The 14612-nt window shown below is 41.3% G+C and carries 17 protein-coding genes and 1 pseudogene; all 18 read right to left on the bottom strand.

All coding sequences use genetic code 11. The annotated features are described in order from the left end of the window. Positions 1-217: 217 nt before the first annotated feature. A complete protein-coding gene (locus tag EKM75_RS12185) occupies positions 218-802 on the bottom strand; it encodes a recombinase family protein (protein WP_125694897.1) in 585 nt (194 codons plus the stop codon). A gap of 255 nt (positions 803-1057) precedes the next feature. Continuing rightward, positions 1058-1309: a transposase gene (locus EKM75_RS13035; protein ID WP_089109983.1), complete on the bottom strand. Its 252-nt coding sequence runs from the start codon at positions 1307-1309 to the stop codon at positions 1058-1060. Between the two features lie 821 nt (positions 1310-2130). Beyond that, positions 2131-2838 (bottom strand): putative immunity/bacteriocin fusion bifunctional protein, encoded by a 708-nt coding sequence (locus EKM75_RS12200; protein ID WP_034529865.1) that lies wholly within the window; start codon positions 2836-2838, stop codon positions 2131-2133. Positions 2839-2870: 32 nt separating this feature from the next. Further along, positions 2871-3296 carry a thioredoxin family protein gene (locus EKM75_RS12205; protein WP_034529862.1) on the bottom strand — a complete coding sequence of 142 codons (426 nt, stop codon included), beginning with the start codon at positions 3294-3296 and terminating at the stop codon, positions 2871-2873. Between the two features lie 49 nt (positions 3297-3345). After that, on the bottom strand, positions 3346-3684 hold the full coding sequence (locus EKM75_RS12210; RefSeq protein ID WP_057784760.1) for a hypothetical protein: 339 nt from the start codon (positions 3682-3684) through the stop codon (positions 3346-3348). A gap of 23 nt (positions 3685-3707) precedes the next feature. After that, positions 3708-5219 carry a VirD4-like conjugal transfer protein, CD1115 family gene (locus EKM75_RS12215; RefSeq protein WP_125688717.1) on the bottom strand — a complete coding sequence of 504 codons (1512 nt, stop codon included), beginning with the start codon at positions 5217-5219 and terminating at the stop codon, positions 3708-3710. A gap of 1 nt (position 5220) precedes the next feature. Beyond that, positions 5221-5691 carry a hypothetical protein gene (locus EKM75_RS12220; RefSeq protein WP_057784762.1) on the bottom strand — a complete coding sequence of 157 codons (471 nt, stop codon included), beginning with the start codon at positions 5689-5691 and terminating at the stop codon, positions 5221-5223. Continuing rightward, positions 5692-6060, bottom strand: a complete 369-nt coding sequence (locus tag EKM75_RS12225) for a thioredoxin family protein (RefSeq protein ID WP_125688719.1) — start codon at positions 6058-6060, stop codon at positions 5692-5694. It lies immediately after the preceding gene. Further along, a complete protein-coding gene (locus tag EKM75_RS12230; RefSeq protein WP_125688721.1) occupies positions 6047-6664 on the bottom strand; it encodes a hypothetical protein in 618 nt (205 codons plus the stop codon). The genes EKM75_RS12225 and EKM75_RS12230 overlap by 14 nt, the downstream gene beginning before the upstream one ends. 13 nt (positions 6665-6677) lie before the next feature. Then, a complete protein-coding gene (locus EKM75_RS12235; protein WP_125688723.1) occupies positions 6678-7835 on the bottom strand; it encodes a phage tail tip lysozyme in 1158 nt (385 codons plus the stop codon). Then, positions 7836-9254 carry a type VII secretion protein EssB/YukC gene (locus EKM75_RS12240; RefSeq protein ID WP_125688725.1) on the bottom strand — a complete coding sequence of 473 codons (1419 nt, stop codon included), beginning with the start codon at positions 9252-9254 and terminating at the stop codon, positions 7836-7838. Beyond that, a complete protein-coding gene (locus EKM75_RS12245; protein WP_125688727.1) occupies positions 9247-11265 on the bottom strand; it encodes a VirB4 family type IV secretion system protein in 2019 nt (672 codons plus the stop codon). The genes EKM75_RS12240 and EKM75_RS12245 overlap by 8 nt, the downstream gene beginning before the upstream one ends. An 11-nt stretch (positions 11266-11276) precedes the next feature. After that, positions 11277-11936: a TrsD/TraD family conjugative transfer protein gene (gene trsD / locus EKM75_RS12250; RefSeq protein WP_125694899.1), complete on the bottom strand. Its 660-nt coding sequence runs from the start codon at positions 11934-11936 to the stop codon at positions 11277-11279. Then, complete coding sequence (locus tag EKM75_RS12255; protein ID WP_125694901.1) at positions 11905-12267, bottom strand: conjugal transfer protein; 363 nt, start codon at positions 12265-12267, stop codon at positions 11905-11907. Before EKM75_RS12255 ends, trsD begins: the two co-directional genes overlap by 32 nt. A 20-nt stretch (positions 12268-12287) precedes the next feature. Beyond that, complete coding sequence (locus tag EKM75_RS12260; RefSeq protein ID WP_125688734.1) at positions 12288-12623, bottom strand: CagC family type IV secretion system protein; 336 nt, start codon at positions 12621-12623, stop codon at positions 12288-12290. Between the two features lies 1 nt (position 12624). After that, positions 12625-13236: a hypothetical protein gene (locus tag EKM75_RS12265; protein WP_125688736.1), complete on the bottom strand. Its 612-nt coding sequence runs from the start codon at positions 13234-13236 to the stop codon at positions 12625-12627. Positions 13237-13271: 35 nt separating this feature from the next. After that, complete coding sequence (locus EKM75_RS12270; RefSeq protein ID WP_008212308.1) at positions 13272-13583, bottom strand: hypothetical protein; 312 nt, start codon at positions 13581-13583, stop codon at positions 13272-13274. An 83-nt stretch (positions 13584-13666) separates the two neighbouring features. Then, a pseudogene (locus EKM75_RS12275) lies at positions 13667-14612 on the bottom strand (MobQ family relaxase); the annotation flags it as partial.

Genomic DNA, 14612 nt, shown 5'->3' on the forward strand with positions numbered 1-14612 from the left:
ATGGCCTTTTTGACTAGTCTGAATAAAGAACTGGTCTAGTAGAGCAGGTGTTGCACTTCAATTTTAAATCGAGGTCAATTTTTAAGGTAATCATTTTTGATTTTAATTTGAAGTAACAATATTCGAAGAGTTGTCATTTTTCTTGGTCATTTCTCGGATTTTAGTGGAGTTAGAAATTTCAAGTGGTCCGCTCTGCTATGATTCTCTCATGTAAACATCATCTTTGTATATTGAATTTCTTTCGATATCTGATAAAGGTCGTCCGTTTAATCCCTGTATTACGGGCAACATCTACATCACTCATACCCGTTTGATAAAGCTTAAAAGCGTGTTGCAAGCGGGGATCGTCTTGGGTGTATTGGGGTTTGCGCCCATGATATTTACCCTGCTGCTTAGCTAAGACAATCCCTTGTTGCTGGCGCTCAATGATTCGCTTACGTTCACTTTCGGCCTGATACTTATAGAGTTCAATAATCAAGTTGGTCATCAGTTGACGTAAATTTGGGTCAGCAATCCCTGTCATGGACGGTAAATTCAACACATCTAGGGTGGCACCCTTATTTTGAATGGAGTTCATGATCTTAGTCAAATCATGGTTGTTTCTGCCTAAGCGATCTAATTCAGTGACCATTACAATATCACCCTCACGAATATAGGCCAGCATTTTTTGCAGTTCTGGCCGATTAGTGTTAGCTCCACTTAATTTATCCGTAAATAATTTATCAACGCCTTTTAAGGCCGCTATCTGTCGATCTAAATGTTGCTCTTTGGAACTCACACGAGCATAACCAATTTTAGCCATTGTCAGCACTTCCTTTTGGACAGTTCTAATGAACATTTGTAATTCCTAGTATAGCACAGAATCAAAAAAGGCCAATAGGGTATACCCTAATGGCCTTTTCTAAAAGCTGTTTCAGATCTTTGTCTTCCAGACTTCTTTTTGAGGGCCTGTGGGCTTTATAGCGATAGTAATGCGCTCTTGAAACCCCGATGACTCGCCACATCTTAGTTACCTGGTAATTTTGGCTTTCTTGTTGGATATAATCAAAGATATCGGTTATCTCTGCGCAAGGAAGCCGAGGGCTTTTTTTAGGATTTCGTTCTCCTCAGACAGGGAAGCCAGCCGCTTTTCCATCGCTTTAATTTCGTCTGGCGATTTACCGGATTGAGTTTTGGCTTGGCCCTGGATCCACTTATGAACGGTTGAATAGCCAATGCCATATTCTCTGGCCAGTTGGGCGGCTGATTCGCCTTGTTTATATAGGTTGATGATGTTTTGTTTGAATTCTTTGTCGTAACGAGTTGGCATGTAAAAATTCCTTCCTTTTGAGAGACGATTTATTCATTATACGCTCTCTTAAAAGTTGTCTCAGGAATCAGCTTACATCCAACTTGAAAAGAGTACCTTACAACGGACAATTACCATTATTGTTATGGTGATGGGGATTATCACGCTGCTGGCGACCTTGGGGCTATTAATGTGGGTTATTGTACCGATGGTGCTGCACGGATCCGGCCTTAAGTCGATTTGGGACACTTGGCACCCTGAATTAACGGGTTGGGGCGCCGTTAGATGTATTGGGGCGATACTTACTAGCTTTTTGGTGATTTGTATCGAGCTGTTAGTGATCGGATTGCCAACCGTGATTGCGATTAAAATAATGGAATTTGTTGATAAATCGGATAGATAGGAAAACGCATAGCAAGACATTCAAATATTGGGTATTTTTTCAAAGCACGCAGGTAAACTTTAAAAGTTAACATAGTTCCAATGTAGACTTTTATCTTGCGGACAATGTAAAAGTCTACATTGGAACTTTTTTATAAATCATCTTTAATTTCTTGAAGTGTAGCATTAGAACTTGTAATTTATCTTTAGATAGGTTTTATTTATCAATGAGAATTACCTTTCTTAATTCGATATACAAGGATCCAGAAAGGTAATGCAATTAGAACAGTGCCAATTAACGGAATAAATGAATATAAAACAGCTGCGCATGTATAGTTATTTTGATAAATAACAAAATATAATAGAGCACCTGCAGAAACAATTATTCCCGAAATGGGTAAACTTTTAGTCGTGTAAAAGAGTAAATTTTTCTCATATTTTTTCATAAAAATTGCCTCTTATTAATGATTCATTGCACATGCACCTTCTGATGCAGCGCCACACACGACAGCGCAAGCTAAACCTGCGATGCCATTTACGGCAGCCCAAACTGCACAATAGGAACCACAAGCTAACACACCAGCCATACCGCATGAAAATTCTTTGCCATGAAATTTAAAATGCTTTGTCTTTTTTTTCGCCAGAATATTAATTTGATTCAGTTCATTGTTTGAGGCGGAAAATTCGGTTTTTGGTGATGTGCTCTTAGTAGTACCTTGCTCAGCAGAGAAGCTTACAACCTTATTATTGCTCTTATCAACAACCGTTTGAGTTAATATTGTAGTATTTTTGTCATTATTTTTGTAAACATTATAAACAACATCCGTTGATATAGAAGGATCTACTGAGGATGTTGCACGATAATTATATGGTGTGACTGCGTCTTGGTCATTGGTATAACCACGTTTTTTTATATTATTTAAATAGTTATTTATTTTCTCACTTTTATTTAAATTAGAAACATCTTGCTGTGCATTGCTTGAGCTCAAAGACGAAACCTTTGCACTCAAGTTTGAATATTTAAGCTCTGTATTTAAATTATGGTAATAAGATCCAACTCTAGTTTTAGCCGAACCATTAATTGGGAATAAGAACGAGCCAAGTAATACAGTAACTGAGCACATTAGTAGTCCGATAAATATTTTTTTAAAATGTTTTGCCTTACTCATAATCAACAACTCCTCTAATTTTTAAGGAACCCTTATTGTAAGAACTTGTCTACTACTGAAATTTTGGATTCTCCAACTAAACGTGTAACCTCATGGGTGCCATTGTATTTTATTAAAGTTGGTATAGCATTTACATGCAGTCCCTTTAATTTTTTATAGCTAGAATTAGGTTCGTTAGCTAAATCGACTTTAAAGATTTCCTTGTTAGGATGCTTAGCAATAGCTTGTCGGTAAATCTTTTTCATTTTTTGACAATGAATGCAGTATCTAGAAGCATAGAGGACATACGTTATCTTTCTTTTCTTTTGTTTGAGCAATTTTAATGCGGTGGTTAATTTTACATTCACCACTTTTCCTTCTGACTTTGCGAGCACTGTACTTGGAAGTAAAAACATGAGGCTGATTCCTATTACGAACAAGCAAAAACTGCTTAAAACTGTTATTTTTCGTTTTTTCATAAAAAGCCTCCTCAACACATAAAATCGATGTTAAAACAATCAATATATGCTACATGATCATAATATCACAATTAATTTTGTTTGCCATTTTAAATAAGCGAGTCTCTTGTTTTCCAGAAACGCTATTCTTACCAATAAATTTTATTTGTTCATTTCTGCCACTGTTAGTTAGCTCGTACGTGTAAACTTCACTAAACCCAGCCTCGGTTAGCGTTAGATTGCTTTTAGTAAACTTGGCAGTTGCGGCTAAACCATCACCTTTGCTAGAGTCAAACGTCCATTGATGACTCTGGAGATCTTGTGCAGTTGACTTTCCACAAGCAGTTAGGCCAACCGCAATCAGCAATACTGTCATTACAGCGATTATATATTTCCTATATGATTTCATAAGTTACTCTCCCTCTATAATCCTTATCCCAGCATTTTCTTATGTCTAGTCTCTAATTCTTGATCGATGTTGTCCTGCAATTTGTCTTCCTCATCATCAGTTGTCTGATCGGCTTTTTTGGCTTGGTGCTGTGCTTTAACTGTCTGATTCCACTTATCTACCTTGTTTTTAAAATTAGTTTCTTGACTGGCTTCTGGTTGGCCTTGATACTCGTTCTGTGACAAGTTAACCAAATGATCGGCGCCAGGAAATAGTTTAAATTGGAACGCTTTTGTAGCTTTGACCGGCCGCGCATTACTAAAGATTAATAAACTCCGATCTTCGGGCATACGCATGATTTCGTCGGGCGTCATGAGCGAACGGCTCGTATAGCTGTAACTATCGCTTTTGCTATGGCTCTCTTCGTTGCTATGACTGGTACTCTCACTTCCCGTTTCGACTTTAACGGTTGATTTACCTAACAAATCACTAAAGTATTTAGCGGTCACGTCGTTAGCCGCATTCAAGCAGATTTTAACGGCGTGATTCCCTAAGATACTTTCGGCTTTATCCTTGCCGTACAAGGCTTGCAGCTGGGTTAAGGTCTGGCAAATGGTCGTCACACCAATACCGTACCCCCGGCAAGTTGCCAGGAACTCTTCATACTTCGGAAACTTCCCTAAATTAACAAATTCATCAAGGATAAAATCGACTTGATGGGGTAATTTAGCGTGATGATCGGCAGCTAATTTGTATAATTCATCAAACAATTGTGAGAAAAACAGATTGATGAAGCTTTCGTAAGTGTTATCCATCACCGGAATAATCACGTATAGGACAACCTTAGTATTGCCAATCTCTTTTAAATCAAAATCTGAAAAGCTGGTAAAGTCGGCCACTTCTTGATCGACAAACTTCGAAATGGTTGCCAGCAAGCTCTCAATAATACTGGCTTTCATTTCCCCTTTCGCCTTTTTAAAACCTAATTCATAAGCACGTCTCGCTGGATCGGACATTTTCAAATCCAGGAACAAGGTATCTAACGGACTATCTGTGCCCTTTTCTTCGGCTTCCACATCATTTTCCTGTAAGACTTGGGTTACGCCCGCCAAGTTCCGTTGCTCTGGCGACCGGTGGTTCATGACAAACAGAATTAGTGCCTTCAAAAGTTGCCGTTGGGTACTGAACCACACGTCTTTCTTACCTTCCGCATTCTCACTTTGGACGATCTTAGTGGCGACGGTTTCGGCTTGAATATCCCGTTGAATATAATCAAAGGGATTATAGCGGTCACTGTGCGTCATGTTGGCAAAGTTGACGACATGCACTTGATAACCTTGGGCTAACTTAACCCCGGCCGTTTTTTCGTATAATTCACCTTTCGGATCGGTGACGACAATACTGTTCTCCGTTTCGTTAAACAGGTTGGTAATCACGACTGATTGGGTCTTATACGAACCGGGACCCCCGACCACAAAAATATTCCGGTTGGGTTTGGTTGAGTTGTTCTGATAAACAGCCTGCTTATCCACGATTCCTAAAATTGTGCCATTCATGTTAATCTGCCCCCTTCGATGATTTCTCACGGTCGACTAATGATTTGAGAACTGCTGCCTTGGTACTGTTGTTAAACGCTGTTGTCAGGTCTTTGGCATTGATACTAAAGTAATGGTTACTCAATTCTTTTAGATCACCCCAGGTCGCACTCCCGTGAGTTTCAGTGTCCGCAGTTTCCCACGCTTTATGTTTGCTGTTTCGTTTCAAAGCAAAATAGATGGTGTATAGGATCACGGCGACACTGACAATAATTAGTACCGGGTTCTTTTGGCCTAAATATAAGTTGTAATAGTGCCAAGGGTGTAAAGCTAATTGTTTTAATACGGTTGGCATATGATCCGCAAAGGTTAGCTTATAACGGGACAAGGCCATGACAGAGCCAGCTAAAATCTCCGCTAAATACAAGCCAATGATTAGCGTTAGTAAATACGGCCAGCTTGCTTTAATGGCATTTAAGAGTTTACTTTTCATCTAATCACCTACGATCTGTTTAATCTTTTGTTGGTTGGTTCCGGTGTACCGTTGCTTGCAATGGATCAAGGTTGGCACCGACGTTAGTTGATACTTCTGAATGTAATGGCGATTCTGCGGCTGATTCATGTTGATAAACACAATGTTATGACTAATTGCGTTGTGCCAATAGATTCGGTGAAAAATGGATTGACAATCCGGGCAATCATCGCGATAGAAGAACAACACTTTTTTAGGGTGCTTAGCTAACGTCACGATTGATCGCTGTTTTTCCACGTGATTCACGTATTGATGATTAGCAAAGCTACTAACGGCTAAAACCACCACGATTACCGCTAGGACTTTGCTAACCCGTTTAATTAAGGTCACTGGCTTTAAAGCTACTACCTAAATTTTGTACCGCGGTGATTCGATTCGTGGTGGTATCGAAGGTCACCTGGTAAAGTACCGTCGCCTTTTGCCAGTCGTTGTCGCCACTCTTACTTTGGTAACTAACAACCGCCAAGCCTTTCATGTTTTGCCCCTGCTTACTTTGTGTATACAGATTCAGTTGGTTTAACTTGGCTGAAACACTATTGCTATCGCCATAAGTCCCTTTATTGGAAAAGTATTGCTGATATAACTTGTCGGAAATCAAGTTTTTAACGCCATCTTTACGCTGACCGTAGGTCTTGGGCTTAAAGTTATTCATGACATCAAAGAACTTGGTGACCACCGTATTAAAGCTAAGTTCAGCCGAACTTTTGTCTTTATTATTTTGGTAGGTCTTATAACTGTCAATTTGGGTGCTCAATAACTGCTTTTGTTGGTTGGTTTTAGCCAATTGCTGACTAACTTGTCGCTTCTGTTGTTGTATGCGCGTGATCTGCTGTTGCGCCTGTTTAACTTGGCTATGTTGATAGGCATTCGCCCCTAATGACAGAACTAAGATCAAGCTACCAATCGCAACACTTAAAACCATGCTCCGCTTCATTTATTTATCCTCCTTACTTCTTGATCGGCCGGGCTAACGTCACATCACTACCACTTAGTAAGCTATAAAAGGCGGTGCCAAAGGTGCTTTCATTAATCTTGTCACCTGTCCCACCTTGCTCAATAATCTTGGTGGCTTTGCCTTGCCATTTGCCTAACAGAATGGCCGTATGGCCGTTGTTTCCCGCGCCGGCGCCTTGATTGACAATCACAATATCGCCGGCTTTCGCGTCATTTTCACTGATTTGTTTAAGATATTGATGACTGCCTTTGGCGTCACTGGCCATTGTGCCGGTAAACCAACCCATGTTGGCCGGTACCTTGTAACCAGCCTTATTCAAGGCTAACCAGACAAAGCCGGAACAATCCGTGCCACCAGTTTTATTGGGATTCTTTAAATCGCTACCTAGATCAAGACTGGGGTGCGTTTGCACATAGTAGAAGTCCCCCTTCATGCTTTCCGCGTTTTTGACGATACTACCGCCGGAGTAACTCGGATCACTGCTACAACCAAGTTGGTTAATGTCGCCGGTACTAGCATTATCGAGCGTATTACTAGATACTGGATCACTGGCACCAAACACTGAATACCAGTGATCGGCATAGCCGTATCTTTGGCTTAGATACCATTGTTCCGGGTTTTTGCTCATACCCTCGAAATCCATCAACCAGTCCTTGGTCGCTTTGTGCACGTCCGTGTATTTGAATATCTTCTTATTTGACGCATAGTAACTACTGTTCAATTCTTGGTCGAGATAATCTAATTGCACTCCGAGATTTGTGGCTGGTTTGTTTTCTTTGTGAGCTAAGTCTTCCAGTTTATCTTTTCGGCCATCTAACCATTGGGCTAAGCCCGTGGCACCGGAACTTGAATTAACAGATTGTGGATCAAGCCGACTTTCTAGTTGTAACACCCCCAAAATACCGGCGGCCGCTTGTGGGGTTGCGCCATACTTCTGTTTCCAATGCGCATAGATATTTTTAGCATTGGACGTCATGTCCTTGCTATCGAGCTGGGTCTGGGTTGCGGTAGTCGAATCATCGCAGCTGTTTTCTTGCAATTGACCAGTGACTGCCGCAATTAGCAAGATGATTAGCAGAATGGCGCCGCCCACAATATAAGCAATCAACTTCCACTTCTTTTTCTTATATTCAAACGACAGTACCTGCATTTAATCACCCACTTTTTGCTTGGCTTGATCGACCTGTTTTTGCGCTGCTGATTGATCGCTTTGCGCATTCTTTAAGTCCGACTTAGCCGAATCCACCTTCTTGTCTTTATCCTTATCTTTGCCGCCGTCAATCTTGTTGGCGTCGTCTAATTTCTTTTGCGCATCGCTAACTTCGTTCTTAGCGGAATTGAGGCTTAACAGCGCTTTTAAATACTTAGCTTTAGGACTGTTTACGCCGGCTAACTTGGTTTGGACGGTCTGGGCGTCTTGCGTATCGTTATGGGCTACAAAAGCTTGTCCGATTCTCAATAGCACGTCTCCATTAGTGGCAAAGGATAATTGGTTATTCAACGTATTGGTATCGTAGTTGACGATGGCCTTTTCTAGCGATAATTGGTCTTTTTGTTTACTTGTTGCACTGCTTGGTAACTGCCAATCGGCCACTTGGCTACTATCTTGGTTGGCATAAGCCGTGTTGACAACCTTGTTTAACTGACTTGGATCAACCTTTAAGGCTTGCTGGTATTGTTTATGCTTTAGGAATGTTTGGGCTTGCTTGTTTGAACTGTATCCGGCCTTTTTCATGGCTTTTTGGGCTTCTGACCACTTCTGATCATTTAAAGCCGTTTGAATTTTCCCGCTATATCTTAATCGCGTGACCTGGGCTTGATTCTGATTAGCTAGGCTCTGATACTTCCGTTCATCATTTTTGTGAACTAAACCGATAGCAACCACAGCCACAATCGCAATCCCAGTCACACTTAACCAAAAACGTTGCTTGTTTTTCTGCTGGTTCTGTTCAACTGCTTGCCATTCGTGGTAACTGACAAAATCCTCAATGCCGTTAACCACTTCTTTTAATTCGGCTAACGACGTGGCTTTAGCCACTTGTTGTAAATACTCGTCAGGGTGTTTGGCTAGGGCTTCTTTAGGGTTGCTCAATAGCCGTTCATATGGCGTCCCCGTTAAACAAAATAGGATTAAAGCCTTGTACTTAGCTAAGTTGCTGTGCTTATCATCATAAGGCATGAGTTCATTGGCGCGATAAGCGTACCAAACGTGTTGCATTGGGTAATACCATAGATTGGCTGGGTTCAACGCAATATGGTATTGACTATCCGTGACCACGTCCTGGCTCATGATTTCATTAGCAATCGCTGACCGGATCGCCTTATTTTCATGGGGTAATTCCTTTAGTGATTTGACCTTATCTGGCAAGGTATAAGTCAAAACGACCTTCTGGTCTTGCTCAACCACGTTAACCAACTGCAAGAAATTGGGATCAACTTGCTTTAATTCGTTTAGCTCACTTAATTGGTCGTATCGAAATTGATTGTGATTGAGTTCAAGGATTAACTTGTTCCCTTGTCGTTTGAACGTGCCAACCTCAATATTCAATAGCTGGTTTGCTTTACTCATTTAAAGTCCCTCCTTCCTCTTCGGTGGTAGTCAAGGCGTCAATTTCACTTGGTGTCAGGATCACACGCTTTTGATAATCCGGTTGTCCGGTGGTCTCACGGTTGTATTTTTCTTGGTAAGCTTCTGGGTCGATTAACCGCAATTCTTCTTCGGTTAGCTCCACCCGCATAAAAGCGCGTTGGCTACCATAGATCATCAGGGCTTCACCTTGTCTACGGCGTTCTAGTAACTTCTTTTCCTTATCCGAGAACGTCATGCGTAGTTTCGTAATCACATCATCAACGCCTTTACCGTCAAGGCCAAAGAACACTTTGGTATAGGAGTTCCCGATGATGGCTTCACCAATATTTTGACCGGTGTCCGTTGTGCCTTCGATCACATCTTGAATTTGCTGCGTTCCGGCAATCGCCCCGGCATTGTATTTTCTAAACCGTTTGTAGGCTTGATGGAAAAAGGTGGCAGCCGCTTTGTGTAAGGTTAAAAAGTGAAATTCATCAACAAACAATTTCTTGCGGCTATGCCGATCTTTGGTGATTTCGTCCCACAAATACTGGAAGGTATTCAGATAAGCCGCTGATTGGACTTCCTGTTCACTTTGTAGTGGTTTTAGATCAAAAGAAATGATCTTCCCCTTTAGGTTTACGTTGGTATGCCCGTCAAATAGGCTGTTAGAACCATGGGTATAACTGCCTAAGATGTAGTAAAAGTCTTTTACCCGACTAAATTTATCAGCGTCCTTATCAGCCAGTTTTTCCAACTCGTCATAGACATTCGACAAAGTCGGCCATTGATCGTCTTTAACCTCTTTTAAGCGGCTATATTTCAAAACGCCACTGTTGACGTAAGCTTGTTTAACGACATCATCAAGGATTGCCAGCTCAACTTGGGTAATCCCGGTTTTAAGGACTTCAAATAATCCCTTTAATCGCTGGATTTTATCTTTGACTAGTAAATCAAGGTTTGTGACCGTTTCATCGGCGCTTAAGATTTCCTCGGAAAAGATTTGTAGCGGGTTAATTTTGTACTTCGCATTAGAAGTTAAGTGCAAGACTGCCCCACCCAATGCTTCAACAATCTTGGTATATTCATTTTCCGGATCAATAATGTAGATTTGATAGTCTTGAATGGCATAGCGTAAGATTTTCTGGATCATATAGGTCGTCTTGCCGACCCCGGAAGTTCCGATAATCACTTGATTTTGGTTCAGGGTCTTGTTGCGGTCCAACATATCCACGGCAATTAAACTGTTAGTGTCTTTGTTAACTCCTTCAATATCGCTCCTGGGCTTTAAGTCCAAAATCTCGGCGTCATCAAAGGGAAACATACTGCTGGCTACTTCGGTATTACTTTCTTTATAGGTGTAATCCCCCATCAGGTTCTCGTTAATTGGCATGGTTGACCAAAAAGCTTGGAAGGTGGCCTTAACAGGCACGAGGGGCTTCATTTGTAGCTTAATCAGCGTATTTTTAACGTTTTCGGTTAAGTCATCTAATTCCGCTAAACTGTTGGCCCGCAGATAAATGAGCATATGTTGGTACACAAATGTGGTAGAATTATCGAGGTATTTATCTAGTTGCATGTTGGCTGAATCAATATAATTTTGCAGAATCTTCTTTTTATACGGGTCGAACGTATTGAGCTTCTGCGCTTCCTTATTTTGAATCGTCTTCTTGTAATAGGTAATCATTGAATTGTTACTGGCGCTGTCGATATATTGCACAATATCGATAACGCCTTTTTTGCGCTTCAATTCTGACAACCAGTTGCCGTACACTCGTTTGGGATAGTCAGCAATCGCTAACACTCGAATAAAGTTCTCACCCGATTGAACATAGGTGGGGTACTGTTCCCAGCTGAACGGGAATAGTGAATGCAAGCTATCGCGATCAATCAGCTTGGTAAAGTCTTCAACCTCCAGTTTGGGCTTACTACCCGTTTGGCCGCTGTTGCCTTGATTACTTTCTTTTTTAGTTGGCATAAATAAATCAATGACCTTATCACCAAAACTCATGCTGTTGCCTCCTATCCATTAAAATTGATCAAGTTCTTTAAAATCTCTTGGACTTCCTGACTAGTCAAAACTTTGGCCGTCACATCAAAGTCCGTTAACGCATTTTCAATATCCCGTTTAACCTGTTCGATCTTTTCGTCTAAATGAGTGACCGCTAGGTTTAAGCTCTTAACACTTTTGTCCTTAATTGGCACCTTAACGATTAGCAGATGTTGCTTCGTCGTCATGTTTTTGGATTCCTGGACTTTAGTAAAGTGGTCCAAATAACTGGCAATTAATTGAATTTTGAACTGTTGCTCGGGGTGATCTTTTTGTAGTGCGAGATACCGCCTTTTGAGACCATTGAGATAAGCCGTCATATTGACAGGTATTGTTGGTTCTAAGAACTGTAATGTGTCATCAACGCCTTCACCTAAGGTACTCATGAGAAACGCGCCATAGTCCTCAAAAACGTCCTGTTGTTCGGTTTCATTAAGTAGATCAAGGTTGATCCCACTAACTTCCAAAATGCCAACGAGATTACCCGTTTTGGTAACTTCGTAATTACCATACATACCCACCACCAAGCTCATGTCATCAATGGTCTCTTTGCCACCATTGATTTTAGGCGGTTGGTAATCCCAGTCGAGTTCCGCTGATTTATTGGCGATTTTGCTCTTCTTCAAACGCATTTAGTTCACCTCGCTTCTTCGGTTGTAAATAAAACAGTTTCTGACCATTGGCATAGCGACGTTTCAACTTAAAGTTATCCCGCACTTTAATATTCTTCCGCGCCGCAACTGGCCTAATTGTTAAAATAGCCATGACAATCGTCATGGCTAAGACAACAATCACTATTTTTATCAGGACTAAAATCAACCCATAGGGTGGGATCGCAATAAAAATTAAGCCCACTAGTCCTGCCAGTCCCGCTATGCCAAAATCCTTCAAGGTGTAGTCTTTCCAGATCCCGTAATCTTTATCAACGTTTTCTGGGAAGATAAATTCTTTTCCTTTCTTCATTTGGCAGGCTCCTTTTTAAATTAAGTGAATAGACTGTAAACCCAAGGTAATAGCCAGATAATTGCAGCTGCTAGGGCAACTAAGCCGGCAACTCGTCCAACCGCATGATAGACTTCGGACTTTTCTCGCGGATCGTCTGCGTCAGGCATTCTTTTGATAATAATAAATAGTGCGACACAAATCCCGACTAAAACGACCAACCCGGTTAAAATACCTTGAATCGTCTTCCCAGCGCTGGTTAGCTTACTTTTAACTTCGCCACCGTCTGCGGCAAAGACGACCTGAGCGTTCATCAATCCCAAGTAAATTGTGGTGGCTCCAGTAGTTGCTAACGCTTTTACTTTGTTGAACTTCATGTTATTCCTCCTTTCCGTCTTCCTGTGACCGTAATTGAACCGATTCTGCCTGCGTTTCTTCTGGCTCACGCTGATAGAATTTATCCAATTGTTCCTCGGCAATTTGCTGGCTTGGTAATGGGTCAGTAGCTAAATTAACGCGGCCATTTTCACTCGTGGCTAAGTAATACTCCTTTTCTGACTGACTTAGCTCTTGGGTCTCTAAGACATGCACATTATGTTCATAACGGCCTAAGGCGTTATCAACTTCTAAGCCATAGAAGCCTAAGAAACCTTCTAAGAAGCTCTCACCAAAAAAGGTCATTTCGTTTTTGATCTGCTTATATTGATGGGTCGGTTTATCACTTACCAACTTTTCGGTCTTTTTAGCATTTTGACTGTCTTGATGGCGATTAAACCAGCCCCTAAGTTTTAATGGCGGAGTTTTTAGCTGACGTTTAACCGTCTTCTTAATCATTGCTCGGCGAACTTCATCGATTGGCTGACCATCTTGATCTAAAATTGCTTGTAGCTGTTTTTGATCGGTTAATTTTTGATCATCATCGACTACAATCGCCTTTTGATCATCATGAACTAACTTGCCATTAATGCCTTGCCAGCTTTCTGCTTTCATTGGATCACCTCCTCAAAAAAAGCGCGTTAGGGACGCTAAACAACTAGCTTTCCCCTAACCCGCCCGGTAAAATGGATTGTTAGGAGGGTGACACCTAGAATCGTAACTTCCAGGTGCTGATCCCCGTTAGCAACTTCACTGCTTACGAGGACGCCCTCTTTTTTTATGTGGTTTTTAATCCATTCAATGCCATCTTCAGATATTAATTTAACTTTGCCCGTTTCCATGAGCATTTCACTTGGCAACTCGTTAGGGTGCCGTCTTAACCAAACACTCACGTACGTACTACCTCGTTCAAGCTTGAGACTAGCTTGAGCTAAGCTAAACCATTCCTGTTTCTTTGTCACATGTGAATACTCCTTTCCCTATATTATGGGTTCATTGTACCATTAAATGAGCACGTTGGTGCACTTTTAATTTTACATTTAGATTACAAGTGCATGCCCCCATCTTCATGCCGGTTTCGAGTTTGGTGTTGCCGTTGCTTTTTCGTCATTTCCCACTCGGTCTCCTTTAGTCCACGTAGTTGCTGTTTTCTTAGATAGTCTGTATTTTTCGCATATAAAGTGGTCATTAAGGCTTCGTCCAAAATATTCATCAGGTAATTTTTCGGGCTAGTTGGGTGGTAATTAATGGCCTGATAGTCCTTAACTTGAGCTCGCTTATATTGATCAAAGCGCATTGTCTGTTGTTTCAAACGGGTTTGCACCATTTCAATTTGTTGGTGATCCAACTTAGGATCTTGGCCACATTCGCCAATAAACAGTTGCCGGGTGCCATCATGTTTTAAGACCCGTTGCAGTCGATGATCCTGAATATCTTTTAATTCCATTTTACCTAACAGGTAATTTAAACCGGCTTGATGTTGCTGACTAGTAAAGACTACCGGTGGCTGCTGTTGCAATTGACTAAGATCATCGGCGCTTAATGGCTTTAATTCTGGGTCATAGTAAACCACAGCGGTATAGATTTGCTCCTTGTCAATCGTCTCTAGCTTATCGAGGTCACTGTCCGGAAAAGCAGTCGTTAGAATGCTGTCGTATTGGGTTTGCACCACGGCTTTAACTTCCCGCATGACCCGTAAATCTTTCACCGCTTTAGAAATGAATTCGAGTTCGCTTGGTTGATAAGCGGCTAGTATGCCCCGATCAGTAGGCTTCAAATCGTCTAACTGGTGACCATGTTTGGCTAGTACCGTGGTTAATTGCTTCTTAATTGTTTGGACCTGCTGATTAACTAACTGCCAGCTGGTATATGGCCGCTTGGTAAACGTCAATAATTGCTGGGTTAATAAGTCGTTTCGAATATCCGCTAACCGTTCTGCCAATTCGCTACCCTTAAAAATCGTTTGTTCACTATTAGTTTCTTTAATCAGT

This window comes from Levilactobacillus tongjiangensis (assembly GCF_003946345.1).
Lineage (GTDB): Bacteria > Bacillota > Bacilli > Lactobacillales > Lactobacillaceae > Levilactobacillus > Levilactobacillus tongjiangensis.

Bases quoted from the DNA above. Each gene is read 5' to 3' on its own strand.
- EKM75_RS12185 (WP_125694897.1), bottom strand. From the start codon at position 802: ATGGCTAAAATTGGTTATGCTCGTGTGAGTTCCAAAGAGCAACATTTA.
- EKM75_RS13035 (WP_089109983.1), bottom strand. From the start codon at position 1,309: ATGCCAACTCGTTACGACAAAGAATTCAAACAAAACATCATCAACCTA.
- EKM75_RS12200 (WP_034529865.1), bottom strand. From the start codon at position 2,838: ATGAGTAAGGCAAAACATTTTAAAAAAATATTTATCGGACTACTAATG.
- EKM75_RS12205 (WP_034529862.1), bottom strand. From the start codon at position 3,296: ATGAAAAAACGAAAAATAACAGTTTTAAGCAGTTTTTGCTTGTTCGTA.
- EKM75_RS12210 (WP_057784760.1), bottom strand. From the start codon at position 3,684: ATGAAATCATATAGGAAATATATAATCGCTGTAATGACAGTATTGCTG.
- EKM75_RS12215 (WP_125688717.1), bottom strand. From the start codon at position 5,219: ATGAATGGCACAATTTTAGGAATCGTGGATAAGCAGGCTGTTTATCAG.
- EKM75_RS12220 (WP_057784762.1), bottom strand. From the start codon at position 5,691: ATGAAAAGTAAACTCTTAAATGCCATTAAAGCAAGCTGGCCGTATTTA.
- EKM75_RS12230 (WP_125688721.1), bottom strand. From the start codon at position 6,664: ATGAAGCGGAGCATGGTTTTAAGTGTTGCGATTGGTAGCTTGATCTTA.
- EKM75_RS12235 (WP_125688723.1), bottom strand. From the start codon at position 7,835: ATGCAGGTACTGTCGTTTGAATATAAGAAAAAGAAGTGGAAGTTGATT.
- EKM75_RS12240 (WP_125688725.1), bottom strand. From the start codon at position 9,254: ATGAGTAAAGCAAACCAGCTATTGAATATTGAGGTTGGCACGTTCAAA.
- EKM75_RS12245 (WP_125688727.1), bottom strand. From the start codon at position 11,265: ATGAGTTTTGGTGATAAGGTCATTGATTTATTTATGCCAACTAAAAAA.
- trsD (WP_125694899.1), bottom strand. From the start codon at position 11,936: ATGCGTTTGAAGAAGAGCAAAATCGCCAATAAATCAGCGGAACTCGAC.
- EKM75_RS12255 (WP_125694901.1), bottom strand. From the start codon at position 12,267: ATGAAGAAAGGAAAAGAATTTATCTTCCCAGAAAACGTTGATAAAGAT.
- EKM75_RS12260 (WP_125688734.1), bottom strand. From the start codon at position 12,623: ATGAAGTTCAACAAAGTAAAAGCGTTAGCAACTACTGGAGCCACCACA.
- EKM75_RS12265 (WP_125688736.1), bottom strand. From the start codon at position 13,236: ATGAAAGCAGAAAGCTGGCAAGGCATTAATGGCAAGTTAGTTCATGAT.